Below are 24,435 nucleotides of genomic sequence, written 5' to 3' on the forward strand. Positions count from 1 at the left end.
TTTTAGTGACCATTTCCAAACTTCAGCCAGTTACGTCAATACTGTCTAGGCTTAGTCTCAAACTGCCATCTCGCAAATCAACGTATCATTTTCAACCAAAGCATGAGTTAGTGATACATCGTAGACCGCAAAGTGACGGATGAGTATTTAAACTGTAATAACTCGCGTCTGAGCGCTGATCTTACTTACATTGTCCGGATGTGCAGGAAGTATTTAGATCACCTTCCGTAAGGCCCCAGGAACGCTTAGGCGATCATCAATTAGTGCGGTTATATCTTATTTACCGACTGATCTGATTTTCTTATAGCTTCCACTTATGATGTAACACTTGTTTCCTACTGATAGTACGGATTCAATCCCTCATAAAAGCCACCAACTTTGATTGTTTAGTAAGGGTGCTTGCGGTACTACATTCGATAACATGAAGGTAGTTTGGTTTCCAAAGTTGGTGTTATTTCTATCGCTGCCAGGGCACATATGTCCCCGACCAAGTTTATTACTTACAGTTTTTCTGAGGTTAGGTTGTTATAACGGAATGGAATATTGAGAATGTTTACTCAAATATCTACCTTTCAATCGATCAGGAGGCAATAATAAAAGGGCTATGACTGCTTGAAGAGATTTAAGAGATTGATGTAACAAATTGGCAACTATTCTGATAACGCCCTAATCCTAAAGTCTAAGTGTATTCCAGCTACAACTGCTACAAATCAATTAGTTACCTTGATTGATGTGGACAAAAAACTAGTGTGTGTCCACGTAATTATCAATCAAGTATTTTGGCTTATCAGCAGGGTAAGCCAATAAGCCTGTCGATAAGCCACTTATAGGATTTACGATTGAGTTGAAAATTTGACTGATTGTTTATATATAATCTCATAAGTTTCTATAAGTCAGATACTTAGACTGTTGATGTGGACAAAAAACTAGTGGCGGCTGTACCGTCATATTGTGTGACCTTGTTTTTTTCCATTTCCTTCTTTGTTTTATCTAACTTTTGGACCAATTTTAGCTTTACAGCTTTCTAAAACCGTACCTTCAAATAACTTGTGAATCAATATATATTTTATTCTTTGATATTTACAGGTGTTTATAACTCCTTTATTATCAATCAGTTGAAGGGTGTTTTTGTGACTTCATGTGGACACAAAACTCGTTATTTGTGGACAGAAAACTCGTGAACTGTGGACAGAAGTTATTCACATTTGACCTGTAAAGTGGACATATTATTCGTAAAGTATTTTTATGCGTGGACAAAATACTAGTTCTTTGTGGACGTGACCACATTTGTATATATTTGTGGATAACCTAAGCAGGACCGCTATGAAGAAACAGATGCCTAGTAATCAACTTTCGTTACTTAAGCTCGACGCTAAAACAGAGATTCTGTTTCAGGCTAATGCGCTCACTAACGCGTATTACGATATGAGCGCGTTGCAAAAGAACATTCTGTATATGGTTCAGTCGCAAATTAAAAAGAATGATCCAGATGACCAACGGTATGTTGTACGAGTTAAGGAAATTATGACAATTACCGATACCGTTAACCCATATAAAAGTTTACAGCTGGCTACAGAGGGTATGATGCAGAAGATTATGAATATCCCAGTAGGGGGTAAGCTACTCCAGGTTGCACCCTTTTCATCGGTACTTTATGACTATGGAAAAGGAACCATGAGCTTTAAGATAGATCCCGATTTGCGTCCTTTTCTGTTCAATCTGGAGAAAGGACGGTTCACCACGTTTGGTAAGGAGCCTGCCATGAATCTACCGGGTAAATACTCTAAACGTATCTATGAAATGCTCTCGTCCTGGAAAAAGGCGGGGATTATGAAAATCAGCATTTTGGAATTGAAAACCCGGCTTCGACTTTATGATCCGGTGACCGAAATCGAGCAGTATGAAGACTGGCGCGATTTCAACAAACGAGTGTTGGTACCGGCTGTTAAGGACATTAATCAGGAGTCCGATCTATTTGTTGAATTTTTTCCGCAACGAGAGGGTAAACGAATTGCCCAGTTACGTTGGCTCATCAAAGTAAAAACTACAGTTCCTATTGAGATAAGTCCGACAGTGTCGGAACTACATGAGAAATTATTGACTCATTTTAAACTGCGGACTGATCAAATTGAGTACATACTGAGTAATTATGAGCCTGAGCTAATTAATAGAAAGCTCTACGAGATCCAGGTTCAGAATGCCAGTAAGAAGATTTCAAATATAGGGGGCTATACCGCAAAAGTGTTTGGCGTATTATGAATAGGGGATTTGTTGCCAAAAATTTTGGACATCCTTTTGCCAGGTTGCAATGCAAAACTAGTCGACCAAGTGCGTGGCTATGGCCTAAAGGCTATTTTTCATGATAGCACCGGTAAAATCAGTCAATAAACTAAGGGATGAGTTGGTAAACGTAGCATTAGTCAGATCGGCATAGGCAAATGAAGCATCTTTGAGCTGGGCTCCCCTAAAATCAGCACCTACTAGTGAACTTTGCGAAAAGTTTGCCCGGTTAAACTGAGCGCCGGCAGCCAGCAGGCTATCCAAATTTTGTCCCTGAAAGTCAGCATCTGATAGATCGATGTTGTTATCAATGGCCTGCTGAACAGCCATGGTCAGGGAATTCTCGGCTATATGTACTTCAGCGATTAGGTCGCCATCACAGGTTTGAAGGTAAAAGGTGTGCATTGATTCTTACGGTTTACTGCAGATTATAGTTGAACGTCCAATTCACTTACACGCTAAGCCTTTCTCGCTGGAGATAGTACTGACTGTCGGGTAGGGAGAGCCCTTGCTTTGTTCGCGTTAGTCCAACGTAGAGCATATTGATTTCTTCCAGGATACTCCCCGGATTTACCGGCTGACGATTGGGTTGTCCGCCCGCTTCGGCCTTTTGCTGCTGATTCAATAGGTCGATATAATCAGCTAATTTACGCTGATCAATGAAATCGTCGCATAAAGTGACCTGGTCATATTCCAGGCCTTTGCTGCGGTGCACCGTTGAAAAGATCAAATCCGCGTGCGGCCGAAAATGCTGGGCCAGGTGGGCCGTCCGGATCTGTTCGATGAAATGGGGTAAGTCATCGCCATACGTGAGCACGAGTTCCAGGGCCGTTTTCATCTGGCCATCACCCGTTTGATCGATGTAATCACCCAGCTCTTCCAGGGAACCCATGGAGCGTAGGAGTGGATTTTTTATTTCACGCTGCCGGTCTTGCTGTAATAAGACCATATCCAACAATCCCGCTCCGTTATCCATAAAGGTATATGTATCGAAGTTACCTTCGAAATAAACGCTTCCGATCACTTCCTGAATGCATAAGAGGTCAATAGCTGCGCTGACCAGCTGCAGATTGGTTCGCCCGATCAAGGCCTGTAGGCAGGTGGGTTCTGCTAAAATTGTCGCATCGTCGACGCTCATGCCCTCAATGGCCTGAGGGGTATAGGTTTCACCCAGAAAGGGATGAATAGGCTCTTTCAAGGATAAAGCGCGCCGGGCCTGGCAAGCAATACCGGGAGGAAATCGGAAGCTCTGCGTTAAACCATAGGCGTCAAAATCTACCTGATTCAGGCTGTTGACAGCGTGGCGGAACCCGTAAATTTGTTGATGGCTATCCCCTACAATGACCCGGCGCGCGTGCTGCTGCCGGCTGAAGACATCCAGCATCGTTGGAGAGGCATCCTGCCCTTCATCGAAAAGAATATAGTCGTAGCGCAGCTGGGGCGCTAACAACTGAAATTTCTTCAAGTAATAATCATGGGTTACTTTCAGGCTTCGCTCGTCCATTTGATTCCAGAGCCAGATGGCACCGGCTTGGATAACCGCCCCAAAATAATCAGCGAACCGGCGGGATATCAGGGGATCGTAGCGGAGGAGGTGATTGTAGTTGAGGTCCTCGATCCGGGCAACGGGTTCATTACAGTACCACGCTAGCAGCCGTAAGCTGTGAGCGGCTACAGCTGTCCAGGGTGCTTTGCGACGTGTTGGGGGCATGCAGCGGACAACGAGCGATTCGGTTTGCATTCGATTGGCCAGATCAAAAGCCGAATAGCTGCCACTGGCCAGCAATTCGCTGTTTTGTTTGATAACTCGCCCATAGGCTAGGGAATGCGCCGTGTGGATGGTAATGCCCCGTACGCCTTTTCGCGCGAAAGCTTGTTGAGCCTGCTCGCGCACGGTTCGGTTGAAGGCTAGATAAAGGCCGCGGCTACCCGTTTTTTGACGCCTGGCATACTCAATCAATGTGGTTGTCTTTCCCGATCCAGCCACGGCGTTTATCTTCATATCGGTTTGACAGTCGACAATCGCTTTCTGTTCCTGCGTTAGGGCATACCCATTTGCCTGAGACTTCAGCGCTAACCGAGGGGTAGGGGGGCGGTTAACCGACCCGAAGCTTACGCCAGCAAAACGGTCGAGTAGGGACCAGTTCCAAGTATCCATGTTCTTATCGTTTTAAAAGTATCCGGGTCACGGCAGACCGGGTCACCGCACCGGCGGAACGGCCAGACCGGGTCGCATCAGGCCGGTCGTTTGATTATTTTTCGTAATTGACTCCTTAGCGCTTGACATTTTGAAAAAGAATATACATTCACGCCAATTTTCAAATCGTATTACTGGGTTTAAACACCCTTAGCTTTATTTACCTATGCTCAACGTCCTAATTACTAAAGTCAAACCCCATATCTCTCCTCTGCTGGTGTTACTGCTGATCGGTCAATTTACAGCCTGCAAAAAGGGAGGGGTTTCCCCAGACGGCGATCCTGACGCGCTGACGCTGAAAGCCCAGCAAACAGAATTGCTCAATGATGCCAGTTTGCCCGTCGCGGTATCGGGTACTTACCAGGCAGTCGTCATCCGCTGGGAGCGATTCAACAATTCGGACTACAAGAATGAAGGATTCTTGACCTACGATACTCCAGCCATCGAAAGCAAATATTACCTGCAGGTAGATCCTACCATCGGCAAAGATTCCATTCAGCTTACGTTTTGGGGGAACGGGTACGGCGGTGAGATTCCTAAGCGAAATTTGGGTCGTTTTAAAGTAACCCAGGTTTTTAACCGTACCAAGTCGGGAGATGAGGCCACCGGGTATACCCTGGATAGCTGGCAGTTTGGCAGTGCCCTCGATTTGAATCAGATTCATGTTGCCCGCATGGGATATGCCACTAAAACCGAGTTGAGTTACGGCATGACCTTGTGCCGGATACTGGATAAGTCCAGGGCCGACTATGGTCAGATCGCGGTGAATATTACGGGGCAATCGGACCCCACGTCGAATCCCCGTAACCTCAACCCGTGGGGCCATTTTACCTTCACGCGCCGATCGCCGGGGACGCTGTTGAACCGCTAAAGGAGTCGCGCTGGTCATTCTATGATCGTTGTATCTGATAGTAAAATACGCATAAAGCAGGGACTTTTTGAAAGGTTTCTGCTTTTTTTTTGGTCGGATAAAGAAATGCTTTAACTTTCTTTTCCCTGTTATAAAATATTAATGAATTGGTGAGGTTAACGTAATTGTGGGTCAGCAGCAAGTTTGGGATAAAAGCGCCATCAAAACACAATAAAAGCCTGATTCTAAATGAATTACCAGCTTCATATACTTATAGCGTCTTGTATTATTCTAAATCTTCCCTGCTGGGTCTGAGCTTTGCTCTTCGGATGACGGACGAACGTACACGTGATGCAAGTACATATCGGTGCGAATAGGAAAGCCCTCCAGGTAGCGATGAATTACTTTGTTTTGATACGGATCAGGCTGGACGATGGATTCCAGATCGATGAAAACGATATTGTAGCGAATCTGCGCTACGGCCTGGGTCCGGCCTTTACTACGATCTTTTTCGTACTGATTTTTTAGTAAATGAACCGTTTCGTTAGCCATTCGGTAGCCATCCGTTGGGTCCTCTACTAAATACTTATAGTTCAACGTGTTGTAAATATAATCTTTATGATAGTTTGACAGGGCTATGTCATAGCGATCCGGATGCTGGGCAATTTGTTTCCACTCATTAAGTTCATCCTGCACGACTCTGTGCTGATCGGTGGGTACATCGAACAACGTTTGTGTATCGAGTTTGTCCAGATCCTGCTGCAATTTCTGAATCACCTCCTGAATCGTGTCGAGTTTGGTTTGACGGGTAATTTTTTCGGCTTTTTTGAGAAAATACCGATGTGTTCGAAAGAAGGTGAGCCGACAGGCAGGTTTTCGCAGATTGATTAATTTAATGGTCCGGCAATCAAACTCTTCCCAAGCGTAAAAAAGGGGTGCATGTTCACTGCTAATGTAGCGAAGCTCGCAATCATCGGGTTCCGGCCCTTCCAAATTCCAGCCATCGGGTCGCAGATGTGGTACTTGCTGAATGCATTTTAGCAGTTCAGCACTTTTGTACAGATAATATTCGGTTTCATAGACTTTCCGCTTGGGTTTCCGCTTTGGCTTTAGCTCCTCGTTTTCCATAACTGGTCAGAAAATTCAATTTGGTTTGTCGCCATCCAATTTATGGAAGGTTTGCGTGTATAGAATTTAATCCCTCTTTGAGGCTGACTCATTTTAGCATTGTGCGCAATATTACACTTGAAGGTAAATATTACCAAATATTGCTAAATGTCGTTTGACAATTTTATCTGATTTCCTCCACTAGTTGAATTATGCTTTGCTTATCCACCAGTTTTTAGTTTTTTCTCAAAGGCACCGGTCTTTTTATACTTTAAACCTACTTTTTACTACTTTTTTACTGATTGAATAGATAATACGAGGCAAAAAATTCCTGGATAACTACTTGATAATGAAAAGGATGTAATAACTAGATTATTAGTTTAGTGACAAATTCGCTAAGATTTGACGGGTTCAGAAGACACATTCGCTAAGCTTACGCGACAGATTCGCTAGCGTCAAACGACAAATTCGCTAAGCTCAGGCGACAAATCCGCTAATTTCACGCGACAAATTCGCTAAAATCTGATGGATCAGAAAGACAAATTCGCTAAGCAAAATTCGACTAATCCACATGTTTGCCTGGCTCGATAAGAACCTGTTATACCCGACTGAAATCAACCTCGCTGCTTCCGTGTCTGTACAGCAACCCAGACGCAGTAAGCGGCCTGTTCCCAGGTAGGTTTCACTAAGTTAATTAAACTCTCCATCAAAATCTATACTTCTTACAGCTAAATTAAAAGTTGTAAACCCTTGTCAATCAGTACGTAACCATTAGGATTTGATTAAGTTCCGGCCTTTAAAAAGGTAACACCGGAGAAATTAAGACCTAAAAAAAAGTACAATTAGTCTCAACGTAATTGCTTGTTGAAATATTTATAGCACGTAAATCTTTTGATCCGCATGATGTGAACCGAAAAAAAAATTATATTTGACCATATAATAAGGGGTAAAAGAATAAATTCTTTTGTGCGTATGTCATCAAAATCAGATATTACCTCCCTGCCTTTGCCGCTGAAACAGATCCTGACGGAGTCCCAAAAGCGTTCCGTCAAGCAAAAGCGAAGCAGTCCACCGGCAGTGGTTTCCTCAGCCGTTCAGCTGAATCTGTTCGAATTTTTTGAGCAGGGGTATACGCCCAATAATACCAAAGCGAATTACTCAGTCGAGTTAAATCAAGCCTTTCGTCAACAGATGTTTCGAGAACCCATGCGCTTACTCCAGGCGCTGCCCAAGCTCAATGTGCTGGAACGACGATTATACTGGCTTGTATTGGGGGCGCTAAAGAATTATCAATATCTCCAGCAGGCAACCCCCCAGAGTGAACCCTTGCTTGAGCAACGATTATCTTTTCAGTTTCACCGATCCCGCCTGCGGCCTTGTAAGGATGAAACCGAAACGGTGAGTATTAGCGTAACCGATGTCAAAAAAACGCTGGGCTCTTTATCTGAGAAGCGAATCAAATGGGTTAATCCCAAAGGCGACCAGGTGTCGGTTCATATCTTTGATACGCAGTACCTGATGGGTGAAGGGCTGATGGTCTTGGAATTGAATCCCAAACTGACGGAGGCCTTCTTGAAGCTGGGTAATGATTTTGCCCAGTTTAATCTTCAGAAAGCGCTTTTACTTAAAAAAGAGTACTCGCAGCTGCTGTATAGCTACTTTTCCCGCCATCAGTGGCGCGGGAAGTGGACAATCGCCATTGAGGATTTTCGGAAATTAATGGACGTACCCAGTCAAAACGACAGAAAAAGTGACTACAAAGGGAGCTACGATCGATTTGCGAACATTAAACGACGGATGATTGAACCGGCCATCAAGGAAATACAACAGCTGGGGGATATGAAGATTACCTACCAGGTACAATCAGTCAATCGTCAGGTAACGCACATTCAGTTCACCATCTGCTCAACAGCGGCTAAGCAGGTCAATGATAACGATCCGGCGGCAAAAGCCCGGTTGGAAAAGCTACTTGGTATCATAGATACAATGAGCTATGCTGATAAGCTGACATTCACAGCCAAGACACTCCAGGAATATTACCCCAAACTTCAACCGTGGCAAAAAGATCGTATCCTGGCCGAGCGGAAATTACTGGATTTGTTCCTAAGGGCCGACGCTTACGTCGAAGCAGGTTACGTGCAGCAGGAAAAACATGAGGCTTACGTTGCGACCAGTGTATTTGGCCGAACGGCCAACGTAAACAGCTCCTCGACCAGACATGAAGCTCTGTAAGTCATGTTACTGCGTAATCCACAGCGGGTACGCTGTTTCTTCTACACTTCCTGCGGTCAACTCTTTCGAAAGTAAGTACTCACGGCTATGGATATAACAACCACCCAGCGCGGCATTATGCTTCTGGTTTTTGCTGGCCTGATCGGTTGGCTCATCTATTATTGGTGGATGTTAGCCGGTGGCCGACATCAGGCACAACGGCAGAAGACTACGGGTAACATGGATAAGCAGGCTGACCGCCGCTTAAACCAGGCCCTGCATTCCCTGCGAGAGTTTCAGCAGCAACCTATTTTAGAATCCGCCCGATTAAATTTCCTGCGTCAACTCGAAGCAACGGATTTACATGACCTGATTCTACTGGCCCTCTCGGCGGTAAATTACGTCGTTCGCATGGATGAACCGGCGCTCCGCTATGAGCTTCCTCCTCTGCAGGTGACTGAACCCAACAGTGATTTTGTGGTACTCGACAACACGGGGGCGCTACCTACAAAACCATCCTACAAAGGGCGGTTAAGCCGGCCAATGAACGAGGTCATGATGAATCTTGAACCCATCATAGAGTCAGGTAATGTATTTACGGTAGACGGCCGGCCGGTTTTGGTATCCATTCAGGTAGAGGGGAATACCTATTCCCGGTATGGATTTAGTCGGCTAAATAAAGCGTGTGAGCTTGAAAACCTGACGGGACTTTTAATTTACCTGGGTACCTCACCCTTGACATCGGCACCCGTGTCACCCGTTGTCATTTTGACAGGAGGCGAACTGTTAGCCATCCTAGATGGACTTGAGTCGTAGAGTAACTACCACTAAAACAAATAAACAACATGGTCGCTCAGCACAAAATAACTGTCAGCGTAGATGACCGAAAAAAAACGCGTTCCCTGCCCGTAAGGCGGTCAGCCGATTACACCTGGACATGGCTAATTGCTGGATTCATTTTTCTGGCATTCCTATGGCATTGGTTTAGACCAATGATTGATGCGGCCTGGCTAATGGTTGACAAATGGCGGGTATTCCTCCATTACCATTGATCAAAATGTCTTAGTTAAACAGCAAAACTATGAAAGCCGAGACAATTAAACTTCCCATTGACCTGTACCGTCAGTACTTAACGTTGACGGATGAACAGCTGAACCAGGCTGTCCTTGTTATTGAAACGTGTCGTCAGCGTGGAATTTTCTCTTCCCTAACGCGGCCAGTTGACTCCTTTAAGCCTGGATTATTTGATTCTGCCTATTCCCGCTCTTGGCACGATCAGTTCAGTGAACATTCTGCTCGTCACACCTATTTTGTCGAATCTAATATTCGCTATTTCACGGCCTTGCTGTTAACCAATCTCATGGATAACTGGGGCCTGCACCCTGATGAAATTAATGAGGAATTCTATCATCTCCTTTTAGAAACAAAACCCGTATTCGACGCTCAATATAAGAAGCAAATTAATGGCTTGAGGGCCCCTATCTTCGAGGCAGAAATGGATTTGGCGCTGCTCCGCTTTGTTGACTCTACCATTTGCTGTCAGTTAATACCCCGTAAAAAAATGTCGGCAGATGAAGAAGTTGAATGCTTCAATGAGGGGAATGCCGAACTGGAGCCTACCCTGAGTATATCGGATTATATTGCCGAAGAAACACTAGAATCGCTGCTAGTATCTAGTAGTCAGGTTACGGCCAACAAATTTCTAAAAAAAATCAGCCCGAATTTACTTGGCTCATACGATCCACTGGATTTCAGTGCTCCCCTGTCGCCTCCTGAAGAAGATACGGCCATCAAACAGGGCAGCTTAGCCAATCTTAACCGATTAAACACGGAGGAGTTAATAAATCGATTAGCTGAATCTGACATCGATTTATTAAGTAGTATACCCTGGCATTCCATTCAGGCTTGCCCCAACTGTTTTAGTCGAGCGTTAGCTGAACGGAAAAAAGAAACGGATGAAGGCACTCATTACTGCTCAGCGTGTCGCAAACGCGTGAGGCCAGCTTATGTGCCTTTTTATACTGAAAACTACACGGCCGATCCCCATATTGCCGTTACCAAACACCGACGTCACCTTACTAAGCTAATAACGGATAAAATAGCCGGTCTTAAACGACTGGAATCATTAAAAGTATCTGGCTGGAAAAGGCGCTGCTATTTTATTAGTTTAGATCATATTGACGAAAAAGCATATAAGGACCTTGCGTTATTGTACGAAGCGTTTTACGACGATTATACCGCTGACACACCAGATGCCAAACTGCAAATTCAGCTCTGCTCTAACGGAGGTAACGTCTTTCAGGCCAAACGAATTAGTGCGCTTATCAATGCTAATCAACACATAACGCATGTTCAAGGCAATGTGCTGAACAGTGCGGCTTTCGATATTTTCTTTACGGTAACCTGCAGCCGTGAGTTAACTCCGTACGCACAGGGAATGTATCACTTGGCCCGATCGGCGCACTTCGTGTTGGAAAATGGGTTAGTTCCAAGCTGGCAACAAACAATCAACGGGGAAGAGTCGCTGGCGTTATGTGAACAGGTTGGCATGACTGAAGGGGAAGTTGGTCGCATAAAATCAGGTGAGGACGTTTACTTTACCTATGCACGGTTGAACGATTTTCTCGAACAGTCAACTGCTCACAAACCAATTTCAAGAGATATTTCAAACGCTCATTCATACGCGGCTGACATAACAGCTATTGCTAAGCGGTTCACAGATAGTAATTAAGATTAATGGTCTTATACACTTTAAGGCTTGTTATAACTCGCCTCCCACCCATAAGTGCTACGTTTATTAGTCAAAACGGGGAAGAGTACGCTGGTCCGGAGGGATATCAGGCTACTGTAAACAGTAATCAAGTCTACTTATTTTAACTACTATGAAAGCTTTTGATGGTTCTCTCATTTTCACTCGGCTGGCTCCGCTGCTCAACTTGATTATCCCGGACATTCCGCTCAGGCCGTTTTTTTCCCGCCTAATTATTGCTTTTCTGACCACTCAAACGATTGGAGCATTAGTCACACTAGGGCAGTCGATATTAGGCAGTCCCCTGGATGACACCTGGCAATATTACCTGTTTCTCGCGTTGGAAATGATCCAATACGGTTGTTGGTTCTGGAATGTCTGGTATGGAATCCGTCTGTTGTTTACCTGGGTTATTCCACTCGATGCCAAAGGAATTCTGACGGCGGATTCTATTGCGTTAGCCGTATCGCTTGGTTTTCTATTGTTTATGGTTAGCGCCGTTTCTTCCCTTCAAGATCAAACGTACTCCTTCACGTTCCGATTAGTATTAATCGCTGCATTTACCGTTAGCATCGGCCTGCCAATGATCTGGAAAAAAGCTTCGTATTAGCTGTAGCTTATATTTAGAGTAAATAAATGGGATACCGACATATCGGTATCCCATTTGTTGTTTTAAGGAGCGCAAATTGATTTTCAGCTAGTCTACACTAGCGGTCAGCGTGGCTTTGATGGAAATGCTTTTTTTGTGGGTATGACCTAACAATGGTTTTTCAATTAAGAACCAGGATAACGTGGCTATACAGATGAGTAGCATCGAATAAAATACAATTTCTGTCGATCCATTTGCGGAGCTAATGTGCAGAATGTCAGCCGATCTCAACCAGGCCAGCCCGCCATAGCTTTGCTGCGGGGCATGAATAGTAAAGATTAGATTATGATATAAATACAACCCGTAGCTAATCCGGCCAATGAATTGACAAACGGGATTCAACAGAAGCAGCCGGCCCAGCACGCCAAGGGGTTGATGGCAATAGCCAACCAAATATCCCCCGTAAAGCGATACCGTAAAGCGTAAGCCAGCGGCCATGCCTGGCGAATAAAATAACCCCCGACCGGTGAGCTGCCAAAGCAGGCCAGCCAGAATCACCGATGGCCAGGCGATGAATAAACTGTTCAGGAGTATCGATGAGTTGAAAAACCATTGACTCGGTTCAGGTCTGTAGAGCCAGTACCAGGCAACGAGTAACCCTATGCCATACCCATCCAAACAGCCTGGTAGCAGGCAATAGCTGGCTGGCCACCAGATCGCTGCAGGAAACAGAAGGTAACTGCTGCCCCGGTAGAATAAACTGATGATAATTAGAATCAATCCAAGCTTGGGCAGCTGCTGGCTGGGCGTCAGCCAGATTAAGAAGGGCATTAGAATATACAACTGTTCCTCAACCGACAGTGACCACAGGTGATCGAGATGAGCTACTGGATGAGTAACCAGAAAAAAATTGGCGGTATAGGTAAAGAAAGGTATACCCTGATGCCGGATCACGGAATCACCCGTCATCAATAAGACTGTCAAAGCAAGAAAATAAATTGGGAATATGCGCCAGGCTCGTCGTCTTAAAAAGGGAGTTATAAACCTTCGAAAAGAAGCAGGCTCCTCACTTAGATCAACCTGCTGTTTTTCAATTAATAAAATGCGACTGATTAAAAAGCCGCTTAAAACAAAGAACAGCGAAACCCCTGCGTTTCCGACCATGCCATAATCGTGCATTCCGTCAACCCAATGATCAAGTATCACAAGACCAATGGCCCAAGCCCTCAAACCTGTCAAAGCAGGAAAGTATCGTATCGTGGTTGTTGGCATAACATTGAGTATCTTTATAGGCGGTAAATTATTCGATTACCTTTTTTTTTAGCAGTAATATTGCTTTTTTTTCGGTCAATATAAATAAATATTTTAAACTATTATCATGAGTAAACTACTTGGGAAAGTGTAGATGCCAAAATTCACAATCAAGAAAAACGCCTGATTCTTTATCAATTAGCTGAACTGGGCTAATAGTTTACCTTCAAGGTGGGTCACTGGCGCGAGTACTTTACCATAATATCCTCAGACTTATACATTGCCATACATAACTTAATAGCAAAATTACTTGATCGCTTAAACGGTAGTCGAAACACGAATAGGGGCAAAATCATGAAAGCAAGACTAATAAAGGTGGTAAAGCCCATCGGTTAATATTAAAAATAGCTCTATGCTTACCTCATCTTGTATAGCTTCACGACCGTAGTTATACGTTAAGCGGCATAAAGGTTGGCCACAATCAGTTTACAGATGTTAAGATAGCTCATGAAAACAACCGCAGGCATAATCAGATTTCACTTTACCAGTGTAGGCGACCGGGCTTCTTACTTCACTATGTTGCGTACATATCGTCAGCAGCTCCTGTATTATCACGGTTCTGTATTTCCTGACTTTAATACGGATGGCAGTTTGCTTCTAACCAAAAAAGCCCGTTTCCGCTATGAGAACGAATATTTTCTCAAACATGCTGAACGCCTTTCAGTAGACCCAATTTTATTATACAATGCCTTCATGCCCTGTCTGAACTGGAAACATCTTGTGGATACCCGCATAACCCATGATGGAACAAATTGGGAATTAACTCTTCAATTAAATGATGCATGTCGCTCCTTCGGTCATGATACAAACACCGGTGAGTTTGACGAATGGGTTAGCCACCTGGAACTTATCCTTCATAGACCGCTGGTGGCCAGTGGCGTTTACTACTAATACAACCACCAACGACTTGTTAATTAAATCAGTACGAAGCGCTCTGGCTATTAACATGCTTACGATTAAGTAGATAGGGCATTAAAAACCATCAATGATACGACCTGCCAGACAATTCGAATAACCAAACGTTACCGAAAATGAAAGACGACACAGTTAGTTTGCAATTTTTTATCGGAGGGTATCATGGAGTAAATACCGAAATACACATTGCTCAGAATAGAGGGTTGTATTACCGATCTTCATTCCCATTCCAGTCCACAAGGTTTAGGGAGCTGGCGGAACCTGTTAATGTAGATAGCTCCGCGCTACTTGAGCTTGTGAAGCCCTGTTTGATTTGGCAGAGAAATTACGAAAGCCCACTCATGGACGGTATTCAATGGAGTTTATCAATCCTCATCCAAACATCGAGGCTAAAATGCATTGGTTCAAACGCATACCCTGAGGATTTCAACAGCTTTGTGTTCGGCCTGGAACAACTAATAGGAAAACCTATTAGTTAAGGGTTGGCTTCGTCAATTAATGCCTCATCCTGTTTCAAGTTGAACGTTTCTCTAAACGGTGACTCAGTAATATATGAGTGGTTAAAAACAGGGCATTTGACTTTCAATAAACCTGCTAAATTCATTAGTTCTGTGTTTTTGTACTAATTAGCCCCTCTAATAGAAACGTATCCTATTAGAGGGGCCAAGAAAACATTAATTATGAGCTATTGTAAAGTATCGTCCATTCCCATCTCTTTTAAAGCTGCTCGTATCTCTTCTATTTTTTGATCGGTGAGAGTGTCGTCCTCTACCTCAAAACTGACTTTGATTTTTAGATTTGGGTTATTAACCAGCTTAGCGAAGACTTTAGTGTAGAGCACATTCCACTTTTTCGGTTCAACCTGATTTGACCACGATAGTTTTTTAGCTACTAAATCAGGCTGATGGGTAATGTTTGTAGTGGACTTTCCCGTGTAGGAGTCCCCCTGTACTGCAACTGACGATTGCGCGCGCTTCTCTACTGTGAGAGTTGCAATACCAATGATTGATCCGCTATGAGCCGTCACCCGATATGTACCAGCGTCTTCTCCAACGATCAATTTTCCTGTTTGAGGGTTGATACTGCCCGAAGTAGTCTCCCACGTTAGGTCTTCTACTAGTATTTCATCGCCGTGCTGGTCATAACCTCGTGCCATAAACGTATAACTTTGACCAGGCTCTGTTGTATAGGATGGTGGTACAACCTTCAATGTAACTAATCGGCGAGGTTCCTTATGCTTTTGTGCTTCTGCGGCCGTTAGGATATACATCTCATCCGAAAGCTCTACGTCGGCAGAGTGTAATGCCTGGTTAAACTGGAAAGGTTCATAACGCCCGTTTACTTTGCCAACATAAGCCAGTAGACCATTCGAAACGCCTTTTGCAATCGTATTTTTAATTGAATCTGGCTTGAGGGGCCGAGGAAACTTAGGCGATGCATAGAGTGTGTCTCGAACATTTCGAGTGCTCCAGCCCTCTACAAATGCAGGAGGCCAATTTCGAACAAGCAGAGTAGGGGCTAAATCCTCAACCACTTCTCCTTTACTTAGCAAATGGCTGAGCATGTAATCTGGCAGACTTCGTGACTGACTACTGTGAATTAACCCCAAATTGTCTTCCTGAAGGACATTGTCACGATCTAAGTAAACTAGCGTTCGGTAACTTTTCCAGACATTTTCTAGTAAATCGTTTCCAGCCCGTTTAATATTAACAGCAATCTGTTTCCGTTGCTCTTCATCAAATCTTAAATCGGCAGCATCATCCTGAATTGCTTCCCAAGCTAGTTTTTTACGGGCCTCCTCGCGTAACTGGCTATCATCATCAGCTACACAAAATAATAAACCACTTTTGAAAGTACGGGTCGTTTGGCTATTGTTTCGGACAATGTCATCGAGTAGTGCTTTGGTCTCGGGAAAAGGCAGCTTTTTAGAAGGGTGCATAATCACCAGCGAGAGGACGGGACGGTCAGTTACTTGATTGTTGCGCTCTGGGAAGTAGATACGCTCAATACCCGTTCCTTTTTCAAAAACCTTTCGTACTTCTGCCTCAACCAATTCATTGATGGCCGTTGCAGATATACTGGCCTTACGGTCTGTAAAGCGTTTTATGAGGTTTTCTTGTGTGGAAAATTTGAACTTGTTGTTATTGCCAGTTAAGTAATAGCAGTTGTCTAGCAGCGTTTGAATTACACTATCAACGTGGCCTATATCAAAGTCAGGCTCACCAATATTGAACTTGATCTCTGGAATACTGGCCTGTATCTGACCAGTTTGCCCACCATTGGATTCAAAAAAAATGATTGTCGCGCATTTGCGATGCAAGCGTGCTTTGCGCACGCTTTCAATTGCTTCGGCATCCATCCGTAGGGCATGTGAGTCAGCTTTGCCAGCAATGTCGGTGGTTACGGCTGCTTCAAGGCGGTCCTCACCTAATTGTCCGAACACTGCCGCCCGGAAGTTCTGATCATCGAGGGGGGCTGTACCGAGTGAAATAAGCGGGTCTTTTAGCCCCCGCTGGTAGCCGTCGTTGTAAGCACGGGCTACCCAAAGGGCCAACAACCGGAGAACACCGCGAGTCTGTTGAAACCGGGGGAGAGATTGCCACTTCCGCTCAAACAAGGATAGCACCTGTGGATGAAACGGGTAGGTAGCTTCAAATTGTTCACGTGCTGCATCGGCGTTGAACGTACCGGGTAATTGAGAACGATGCTCCTGCACCCAATTGACGTACTGACCAATGATGGGTTTGGCTTCGGCAGGAAGTCCCTGCCACTCGAACAAGCGTCGGCGTATAATTTCAGTGGTCTCTTTGCCAGCCGACATAAATAAGGGCTTACCAAGGCGGTCAAGCATTTTTTTGAACCGGTCGTAATCTGCCTGATCTTCGGCGTTCATCTCCATCTCCGAAGCCGGGATGGATACAGCTAGCACAATGTTGGGCCGACTACGGACAAACTCGGTTAGTGTTTGAAGAAAATTATAAAACTGAGCCGCAAGGTCTTTATAATGACGATGCCGACTGACGTAGTTAAGCAACTCATCGTATAGCAACAGATACGGTGTAGTAGGGTCGAAAAGCCGTTGTAAGTCATCACCAGAGGGGGGCGTAAAACTCTCGTCGTGCTTGCGGACTAATTCATAGCCAGCTGCTTTGCCAATCTGATAGGCCAGCTCGCCCCAAGGGGTTTTTCGATTGGGTTCATTGATGCCATCGCCCCGGCCCGATACTGAACCAAACTCCGTACCGACAAATACACCCACATGAGCGACTGGAATATCAGTAACGCCGGCTTTACGAACTACTTCACTAATACCTTGGTAATCAAGTGCCTTTGTTCCACATTTGGCAAGGTGGTAAAGCATCGTCAGGGAGTGCGTTTTCCCCCCGCCAAATTGGGTAGTTAGGTTAAAAACGGGCGATGTTTCAGTAGTAATTCCATTTAGCCGCCGAACGGTCTGGGCGGCCATGTCTAGCAAGGTTTGCGTCAGGTAGGTACGTTGAAAAAACCGTTCAGGGTCAACGTAGTCTACAGGGGCAATTCCGGCCCGAACATGGTCTAGGTGGACGGCAAACTCCGATGCGTCTAAAGGTTTGTTTTCGCGCAAATCCTCGCGAGGTGTAATGATTTGGTGCCAGGCTTTTAATGCCATTAGTGGATATATTTTAAAGTCCTAATCCTTTTTTGAATGTCTGAACGGCTTCGACCCACCGACGTTCGGGAGTATCTTTAGGATAAAGCGCATTCAGGGCCTGTGCTAGCTTCCAGAATCGTTCGTCGCGGCCGACACCGTCTTCGACTAAGAATCGTTTTAGGGCTTCCGTGCGGCCACTATCGAATAGCAACATGGCCTGATGCAGCCGATCCAGCACGGTTTTGCCCGTTTCTTCCACCTTTAGTTCAGGCAGTTCATAACCAACTTCGGGTTCTGATACGCCTTCCGGCATAGCCTGTGTGAAGTTTAATGCTAGCTGTACTACCGGTTTTTTTCGGACCGGATCCGCCCGCAGTCCCGCTTGACCAAATAGTGTGCGAGTACGTTCGGAAACCGGCAACAACCGGGCCTTATCGCCTTTGACTTCAATCAGGCCATCCTGTTTGACTAAGTCCGCCCCTAATCCTTGGGCTATTTTGCGGGCTGTATCATAGTCGAGTACGAAACCACTAAGCTTTTTCTTTGATTGGGTATTGATGTCGTCGTCATCTTCATCGTCATCGTCGTCGTCAGTGACAGGGCCTGAAGTACTAGCTGAAAGCGTCCAGAGCCACATTGCAGTTAGGCGGGCGTCTTCCTCAAAGCCCTTGGCATCTCCTCCTGCAAAAACTTGATTCAAGGCTTCCTGACTAACTGCCGCCCAAACCTGCTCCAGATATTCGCGCAGTGAAACAACATCACCGTTTGGCTTTTCAACACGGCTATACTGGCTGAATATCTCCAGAGCAGGGCCTAGACATGCAAAAATAGCATCTGCACCCACTACGCCTTCGGTTGCCAAGCGAGGCATCCACTCTTGGATGCGCTTGGGTAAAGCTCGCAGCACATCACGCCAGTCGCCCACTTCATCTTCAATCAACGTGCCGTCAGCCTGTTCGCGGGGACGGCATACGAGGTGAATGGAAGAGGTTAAAGCAGCTGAATCTTTAGCCCGTAAGCGAGTTGTCATCTCGGTATCAATAGGCCAAGACCCTGTAAAAATCCAGCCTGCTTCAATCATTGCTTGTAATTGGGCTTCCCAACCACTTGTTGATTTATGGGCAAATACAATTACCCCAACACCATCAGGCTTTACAAGTCTTCTTCCCTCAAGCATGGCTTTTTGCATACTATACTCAAAGTATTTTTTGTCCTTACCCTTTGCATCATCGACTATACACTCATCGCTTTTATTTGTTAAAGGATTAGCTAAAAGATCGGGGTAGATTTGAATCAAATTCCGACGCATCCATACATAGAATAAATCAGACAGATCAGAATAAGGAACAGCATCATAATATGGAGGATCACTACAGAAACAGTCTACCATGTCGTCAGGCAATATGTTGGCCGTCGCATTTTGGCAAATCGATTCCCCTTGATAATTACCTGATGGCCAAGCTGTTATTGCTTGCAAAGTCCCCTCAACGGCATTAGTCCAATCTCTAGTAGCGCCACTAAGGATATTGGCTTCGACAAAATCCCAAAGCATTGGTAAAGCTTGACGTCCATACGTATGCCCAATATCTTGACTTGTAGACCGCCAAGCACAAAGCGAGGTGTTACTTTCAGCCTGTTTATTGATTGCAAAGGCTAAGCAGGTTTTAGTAGCATTTTCAAGCGTTTTATCAGCAATGCCAAAATTAGCTTTAGCTAAAATTTTGCTCAGTGTAACTGTTGACAAAAGTTGTCGCTTTGAGAAAATTTCACTCCAATTTAATATACCATACCCCTGAACGCGAAACCCCAAAGTTGTGTCCTTACCTTTTGGATGCAGGGGTAATGGCTCGTCAGGAATTGCATTTATACCATTAATTGACTCAGATTTTAGGGCTTCTAAATCGTTTGCTACTGATTCGACTGCTTTTAGATCAATGTCGGTTGGTAATCTGTAATACCGGCCAGGCTCATCAAATAATTCAACCAAATTTCCATTTTCACGTTCTGATTTGAGTATGCAAACCACAGAAAACATTAAAGCATCTTTTGCACCTCCACTTCGTTGTTTTAATTGTTTCCTGACAGACTTAACGTGCGTGACAAATCCACAACAAGGACATATGGCATGCCCTTTTTTTACAGTCCCTGTTTCAAGTTTAGAAGAAAAATCAGATTTTAACTCAAAATTAATTCGCTTTTCAACATAGTTTGCTATCATTCGTAGACCAACAGCTCGACCCGTCTTTTTGGCAAGATAAGTACTTCGCATTAGGGGTATTACGGCTCCGCAGCTTGGACCTTCGCACACAACTGTTCGCGCCCAGAGATAGGCAATGGGAGTTTCGGCCACAATTCGTTTCAGTTTCCAAACGCGTCCCTGCCGTTTTACGACATCAGGTACTTGAGGTAGGTAGGTGTCGAGCTTCGGGACGGGCAGTGAGGGGTAGAACCGAGCCAGTTCTTTAGCCGCTTCCTCTTTCATCCATGTCCCCCATTTCCGCACCTCGTCGGACAACTGCTTGCCGTATTTTGGGATGTATTCCAACTGCACTTTGTTGATCAGTACTGGAATAGGGTTCAAATCCGACGCAAACGCATCGGCACCCACACGTAAAGCTTCGAGGGGAATTGAACCACCGCCTGCAAACGGGTCAACCACCAAAGGACGTGTGCCGGGTATACCCCCAAGAGCCTCGTGGGCGGCTACAGTCAACGCCTGCGCCGTTGTCAGGTAGTCCGGTTGAGTAGCGTTATCCCAGTTGGCAAAATCGGCGATGAAATCGAGAAGTATGTTTCGCAGGCAGGCCCGGTCGTCTAAATATCCCGGTTCTGTACGAACTTTAACGAAATGCTCGTGGCTTTCAAGTGAGTGTAGTTGTGCATTCTCGTGGCGACACCAATGGGTCATTTTCTCAGCTGCTGTCTGTACAAAAGCAACGGGACACAGGAGGTCAGCGGGGTCGGGCCAGAGAGCCGCACATAGCACCGCACGGCATGCCGCCAAAGGCCGACGTGCCCACCAGATATGCAAGGTACTGATATGGCCATGACGGATGGATTTCTCGCGTCGGGCGTGGGCCGAGATGCGTTTTATCGGCAAATCAACTTCAATGAGTCGTTTGGGGTAGTGGTTCATTTCGCTAAAATGTCGGCTGGTTTAGCCATGTACTGTTCTACGCGGGTCACGGGTTGCCAATTTAGCAACGCCGGGTTCTGGATCACGTGTACGGTTGGGTTGGTCGCACAGTCGTAGACTACATAGAGAAAATAATCTTGTTGGAGACGCTGGGCTGTGCGGTACTCGTTGGCCGACAGGGCAATTTCTCCCACCCCAGCGCGCCCTTTTACTTCGATAAATCGCACGTCGATAGCAGTTGCGGGGTCTTCAGCATGAAATCGCCGACTGATGAGATCGAACCCTCTATTTTCGCTTTCAACGCTGTGCACTTTATAGCCCCTTCTTTCTTCGTGCGCGATTACGGCCTGCACTGCAATTTCTTCAATTTCGGCATTACTGACCATAGACTGCATAGCTGGCTGGTTACGGTCGGGGTGAGGCAGTAGCCAGGCCGTGCCGAGGTGCTGGGTTGAGGCAATCGTGCATTGCCCTTCTTTAGCCAATTCACTACGTCGGTGGTCTAGCCGGTTGCTCAGTTCAAGAATCCGATTCTCAATTTGAGTTTTGAGCCCCAACAGATTAATGGGTAGCGGAGCATCCATTTCTTGGTCAATCAACTCACCCAGCTTCAGGTTCTGCTTGTTCAGCAACTCGTTTAAGCTCAACTCAACGTGTCGTGTCACCACAGCTACTTCGCGTTGTCGCTCTGCCTGTACCTCTGCCAAATAATCGCGAAGGGCATACTGAACAAGGTGTTGTTCTAAGTACTGCTGATCGGGCAGGTTGGTCGAATCTGGTACGGAGTTGGCATCTGGTGCCGGTACGATGTCCAGAAATAGCGTAGGTTGCTTAAGGAGTACTGTTCCGTCTAGCCCAGTTGCCAACACAAACAGCCGACGGTGCAGTATATGGCCCATACCATCGACAATGGAAGCCGAGAAAATATCCAGTTTAGCAGGCTTATCAAGATTGAGCGCGTAGAACACAGCACCCTTTTTCAATTCGGCATTAAACTGCTCAACCGTTTCCTCTCGGATAACTTCAAAGAGTGGATTGCCCGGCGTGATCCAGTCAAGCGTACCGTCTTTGGCAATGATGTCCTTGGAGAAGGCAACTTGGCCGTATTCATGTCCGAGTATGCCGAATCGTTTCTCGTTCAACTCGCCCCGATGCCAAAGGTTGCGTGGCACTCGTCCTATGGAGAACACACTACTGTGTTTACGGGTCTCTTTTGGTGTGATACCCTGATAGGGAGCCGCTTGTAAAAAGAAATCCTGAATCACTTCGGGCACCAGCCGCCGTTCCTTGGCCTCTTCCGATTTTCCCAAAATAGCCGATAGGTTGAGTTCACGCTTGGCCAGACCTTCCAGAGTTGAGTTAGTAATCTGACGGAATCGCTCCGTATTGGTTTCATGTACAATCCGCTCGACTATCGGCAATTCACTGGAGTTGTTTCGGGTGTACATGTCCCGAAGCATTTTCTCCAACAGGTTCGAGGGGAAAATATCACCCAGTACGTTAAATACTTTGCCCGTATGGCCAGGGTCCAAATCGTCCTCAATTTGAGAGATACGCTCAAACAGTTTATGCATTACCCGCCCCTCACGAGTATTAGTTGATACGAAATTCAGAATCAGACAATCCTTTTCCTGCCCGTACCGATGAATTCGGCCCATGCGCTGTTCCAAACGAATTGGGTTCCAAGGGATGTCATAGTTAATCATCAGCCAGCAGAACTGTAGGTTTATCCCCTCACCGGCGGCTTCAGTAGCTACCATGACTTGCGCCGATTCCTTAAAGTCACGTTCGGCATAAATTCGCGTTCCGGGCGTATTGCGGTCGCCGATTTTCATGCCTCCGTGAATTTGCGTAGTTTTTAAGCCCCATTCTACCAGTTTTCCTAGTGGTCTTCCATCCTTACCATCGCCAACCAGATAATCAAGCGTGTCTTTATGCTCCGTAAAAATGAGCAATTTCATTTTCGGGTCCGAGAAAACGCCCTGTTTTGTCAGTACGGCTTTCAGTTCCACTATTTTATTTTCAACTTCCAGGGCTTCGAGTTCTTTTGCTTGATCAATAAGCCGACGCAGCGCTTCAATGTCTAAGCGGAGTTCAGCAGGGTTTTGCGCTATAATCGCCCCTTCAAGAGATTCCAGTAATGTCTGTTGATCCTCGTCAGGCATCTCGTCATAATTCTCAGGTAGCCGGTTTATTATTTGCCGCTGTCGGTAGGCTTCGGGGTCACGAAGAATTTCTTCCCGACGTGTCTTCATCCGCTCCAAGCTCCGACGAACCGCGTATAGACTGGATGCAAACCGGCGTTGTAACATGGCCATCGTAAAGCCGACGGCCCTACCCCTTGCAGTGTTGTCCTGCGAGGCTCGAATCGACTGGTCTTCGACGTATTTGGTCAGCTCGTTATAAAAGGCCCACTCCTCATCTTCAATTCGAAAACCAATGGTTTGCACATTTCGTCGGGTGAAGAGCGACATAGCTTTGCCCGTTGTTGGATCTGGAAATGAGACTAATGCTTCCTTAACACGGCGTAAGTAGAAGGGAGCTTCGTTGTGTTGAATGGCTTCATCCAAACTGGCTACATCGGCGTATACATCCCGGTCGAGAAGTTTCAGAAACAGTTGAAATTGTTTTTTATCGCCTTTGTGAGGGGTAGCCGTCATTAATAAAAAGTGGTCAGTGCGGTCGGATAATGCTTCTCCCAATTGGTAAGCATACGTCTTGTTATCTTCCGTAGAAGCGCTCATTTTGTGGGCTTCGTCTACAATCACCAAATCCCATGTTGCCCGTAGTAAGCTTTGATTTGCATCCTCCTGGAGGGCAGCCCACGATACGGACGTTACTACCTGACTTTTCTCCTGCCAGGGGTTCGAACCATAATTCGCCCGCAAGACATCGCCACGTACTACTTCGAAGTGTTCGCGAAACTTGTCTTTCATTTCACGCTGCCATTGAAAAGTCAGATTAGCAGGCGTTACAATGAGTATTCGACGAGCCAGCCCACGAGCTTTCAGTTCTTTAATAAGTAGCCCTGCCATCACCGTCTTACCAGCCCCGGGGTCGTCGGCTAGTAAGAACCGAATACGGGGCATCTTTAGAAAGTAATCGTAAACGGCTTCTAACTGGTGCGGCAGTGGGTCCACCCGCGCGATGGATAGTGAAAAATATGGGTCGTACTCATAAGCTAACCCCAGGCGATGTGCTTCAACGGCTAGTCGAAACTTCTGTGCGTTTCCGTCGTAGGAACCCTGTTCCACGAACGTTAAACGGTCGAATTGCTCAGGTGCTATAACACGGTCATATGACTGATTACTGTCACCCCGACCAATAATTCGAACTGAATCACCGAATGGCATTGCTACAATCACGTGCACCTGTTCTGGGAATAGGTCACCAGTGATAATTGTGTTCGGTTTTAAACGTTCGCTGAAGGAAAGGCTCATAGCTTAAAAATTGGCTACT

General features: G+C 45.6%; 14 protein-coding genes and 1 pseudogene. 7 read left to right on the top strand and 8 right to left on the bottom strand.

Annotated features, from left to right (window positions below; all coding sequences use genetic code 11):
• Positions 1–360 precede the first annotated feature (360 nt).
• Positions 361–486: pseudogene (locus ACYVAM_RS29165) on the bottom strand (DNA/RNA non-specific endonuclease); the annotation flags it as partial.
• Positions 487–1,323: 837 nt separating this feature from the next.
• Between ACYVAM_RS29165 and ACYVAM_RS29170 the strand changes: the two are divergent.
• Positions 1,324–2,259 carry a replication initiation protein gene (locus ACYVAM_RS29170; RefSeq protein WP_461073698.1) on the top strand — a complete coding sequence of 312 codons (936 nt, stop codon included), beginning with the start codon at positions 1,324–1,326 and terminating at the stop codon, positions 2,257–2,259.
• 84 nt (positions 2,260–2,343) lie between these two features.
• Here ACYVAM_RS29170 and ACYVAM_RS29175 read toward each other — a convergent pair whose 3' ends face one another.
• Together ACYVAM_RS29175 and ACYVAM_RS29180 are read right to left on the bottom strand one after the other, a co-directional pair.
• Positions 2,344–2,685 carry a pentapeptide repeat-containing protein gene (locus ACYVAM_RS29175; protein WP_461073699.1) on the bottom strand — a complete coding sequence of 114 codons (342 nt, stop codon included), beginning with the start codon at positions 2,683–2,685 and terminating at the stop codon, positions 2,344–2,346.
• 46 nt (positions 2,686–2,731) lie between these two features.
• Positions 2,732–4,438, bottom strand: a complete 1,707-nt coding sequence (locus ACYVAM_RS29180; protein ID WP_461073700.1) for a UvrD-helicase domain-containing protein — start codon at positions 4,436–4,438, stop codon at positions 2,732–2,734.
• Positions 4,439–4,643: 205 nt separating this feature from the next.
• Between ACYVAM_RS29180 and ACYVAM_RS29185 the strand changes: the two genes are divergently transcribed.
• Complete coding sequence (locus ACYVAM_RS29185; protein ID WP_461073701.1) at positions 4,644–5,348, top strand: hypothetical protein; 705 nt, start codon at positions 4,644–4,646, stop codon at positions 5,346–5,348.
• A gap of 270 nt (positions 5,349–5,618) precedes the next feature.
• Here the strand turns inward: ACYVAM_RS29185 and ACYVAM_RS29190 are convergent, their stop codons facing one another.
• Complete coding sequence (locus ACYVAM_RS29190; protein WP_461073702.1) at positions 5,619–6,455, bottom strand: hypothetical protein; 837 nt, start codon at positions 6,453–6,455, stop codon at positions 5,619–5,621.
• A 951-nt stretch (positions 6,456–7,406) separates the two neighbouring features.
• On the opposite strand from ACYVAM_RS29190, the gene ACYVAM_RS29195 reads away from it, so the two are divergent.
• The 4 genes from ACYVAM_RS29195 (at position 7,407) to ACYVAM_RS29210 (ending at position 12,004) form a co-directional block, all read left to right on the top strand.
• Entirely contained in the window at positions 7,407–8,666 is a 1,260-nt protein-coding gene (locus ACYVAM_RS29195; protein WP_461073703.1) for a RepB family plasmid replication initiator protein, read from the top strand.
• Between the two features lie 87 nt (positions 8,667–8,753).
• Positions 8,754–9,461 carry a hypothetical protein gene (locus ACYVAM_RS29200; protein ID WP_461073704.1) on the top strand — a complete coding sequence of 236 codons (708 nt, stop codon included), beginning with the start codon at positions 8,754–8,756 and terminating at the stop codon, positions 9,459–9,461.
• A 265-nt stretch (positions 9,462–9,726) separates the two neighbouring features.
• Positions 9,727–11,376 carry a hypothetical protein gene (locus tag ACYVAM_RS29205; protein ID WP_461073705.1) on the top strand — a complete coding sequence of 550 codons (1,650 nt, stop codon included), beginning with the start codon at positions 9,727–9,729 and terminating at the stop codon, positions 11,374–11,376.
• 151 nt (positions 11,377–11,527) lie between these two features.
• On the top strand, positions 11,528–12,004 hold the full coding sequence (locus ACYVAM_RS29210; protein WP_461073706.1) for a hypothetical protein: 477 nt from the start codon (positions 11,528–11,530) through the stop codon (positions 12,002–12,004).
• Between the two features lie 87 nt (positions 12,005–12,091).
• Here ACYVAM_RS29210 and ACYVAM_RS29215 read toward each other — a convergent pair whose 3' ends face one another.
• Positions 12,092–13,255: an acyltransferase family protein gene (locus ACYVAM_RS29215; RefSeq protein WP_461073707.1), complete on the bottom strand. Its 1,164-nt coding sequence runs from the start codon at positions 13,253–13,255 to the stop codon at positions 12,092–12,094.
• Between the two features lie 486 nt (positions 13,256–13,741).
• On the opposite strand from ACYVAM_RS29215, the gene ACYVAM_RS29220 reads away from it, so the two are divergent.
• Positions 13,742–14,185, top strand: a complete 444-nt coding sequence (locus ACYVAM_RS29220) for a hypothetical protein (RefSeq protein ID WP_461073708.1) — start codon at positions 13,742–13,744, stop codon at positions 14,183–14,185.
• Positions 14,186–14,894: 709 nt separating this feature from the next.
• Here the strand turns inward: ACYVAM_RS29220 and ACYVAM_RS29225 are convergent.
• Genes ACYVAM_RS29225 through ACYVAM_RS29235 form a run of 3 tightly spaced genes read right to left on the bottom strand, consistent with a single transcriptional unit; the run spans position 14,895 to position 24,416 of the window.
• Positions 14,895–17,858: an ATP-binding protein gene (locus ACYVAM_RS29225; RefSeq protein ID WP_461073709.1), complete on the bottom strand. Its 2,964-nt coding sequence runs from the start codon at positions 17,856–17,858 to the stop codon at positions 14,895–14,897.
• Positions 17,859–17,871: 13 nt separating this feature from the next.
• On the bottom strand, positions 17,872–20,976 hold the full coding sequence (locus ACYVAM_RS29230; protein ID WP_461073710.1) for a DUF1156 domain-containing protein: 3,105 nt from the start codon (positions 20,974–20,976) through the stop codon (positions 17,872–17,874).
• The gene (locus ACYVAM_RS29235) at positions 20,973–24,416 is read right to left on the bottom strand and encodes a helicase-related protein (protein WP_461073711.1); all 3,444 of its coding nucleotides are present in this window, start codon (positions 24,414–24,416) and stop codon (positions 20,973–20,975) included. Before ACYVAM_RS29235 ends, ACYVAM_RS29230 begins: the two co-directional genes overlap by 4 nt.
• Positions 24,417–24,435: the final 19 nt, after the last annotated feature.

Source organism: Spirosoma horti (assembly GCF_054776595.1).

Bases quoted from the DNA above. Each gene is read 5' to 3' on its own strand.
- ACYVAM_RS29170 (WP_461073698.1), top strand. From the start codon at position 1,324: ATGAAGAAACAGATGCCTAGTAATCAACTTTCGTTACTTAAGCTCGAC.
- ACYVAM_RS29175 (WP_461073699.1), bottom strand. From the start codon at position 2,685: ATGCACACCTTTTACCTTCAAACCTGTGATGGCGACCTAATCGCTGAA.
- ACYVAM_RS29180 (WP_461073700.1), bottom strand. From the start codon at position 4,438: ATGGATACTTGGAACTGGTCCCTACTCGACCGTTTTGCTGGCGTAAGC.
- ACYVAM_RS29185 (WP_461073701.1), top strand. From the start codon at position 4,644: ATGCTCAACGTCCTAATTACTAAAGTCAAACCCCATATCTCTCCTCTG.
- ACYVAM_RS29190 (WP_461073702.1), bottom strand. From the start codon at position 6,455: ATGGAAAACGAGGAGCTAAAGCCAAAGCGGAAACCCAAGCGGAAAGTC.
- ACYVAM_RS29195 (WP_461073703.1), top strand. From the start codon at position 7,407: ATGTCATCAAAATCAGATATTACCTCCCTGCCTTTGCCGCTGAAACAG.
- ACYVAM_RS29200 (WP_461073704.1), top strand. From the start codon at position 8,754: ATGGATATAACAACCACCCAGCGCGGCATTATGCTTCTGGTTTTTGCT.
- ACYVAM_RS29205 (WP_461073705.1), top strand. From the start codon at position 9,727: ATGAAAGCCGAGACAATTAAACTTCCCATTGACCTGTACCGTCAGTAC.
- ACYVAM_RS29210 (WP_461073706.1), top strand. From the start codon at position 11,528: ATGAAAGCTTTTGATGGTTCTCTCATTTTCACTCGGCTGGCTCCGCTG.
- ACYVAM_RS29215 (WP_461073707.1), bottom strand. From the start codon at position 13,255: ATGCCAACAACCACGATACGATACTTTCCTGCTTTGACAGGTTTGAGG.
- ACYVAM_RS29220 (WP_461073708.1), top strand. From the start codon at position 13,742: ATGAAAACAACCGCAGGCATAATCAGATTTCACTTTACCAGTGTAGGC.
- ACYVAM_RS29225 (WP_461073709.1), bottom strand. From the start codon at position 17,858: ATGGCATTAAAAGCCTGGCACCAAATCATTACACCTCGCGAGGATTTG.
- ACYVAM_RS29230 (WP_461073710.1), bottom strand. From the start codon at position 20,976: ATGAACCACTACCCCAAACGACTCATTGAAGTTGATTTGCCGATAAAA.
- ACYVAM_RS29235 (WP_461073711.1), bottom strand. From the start codon at position 24,416: ATGAGCCTTTCCTTCAGCGAACGTTTAAAACCGAACACAATTATCACT.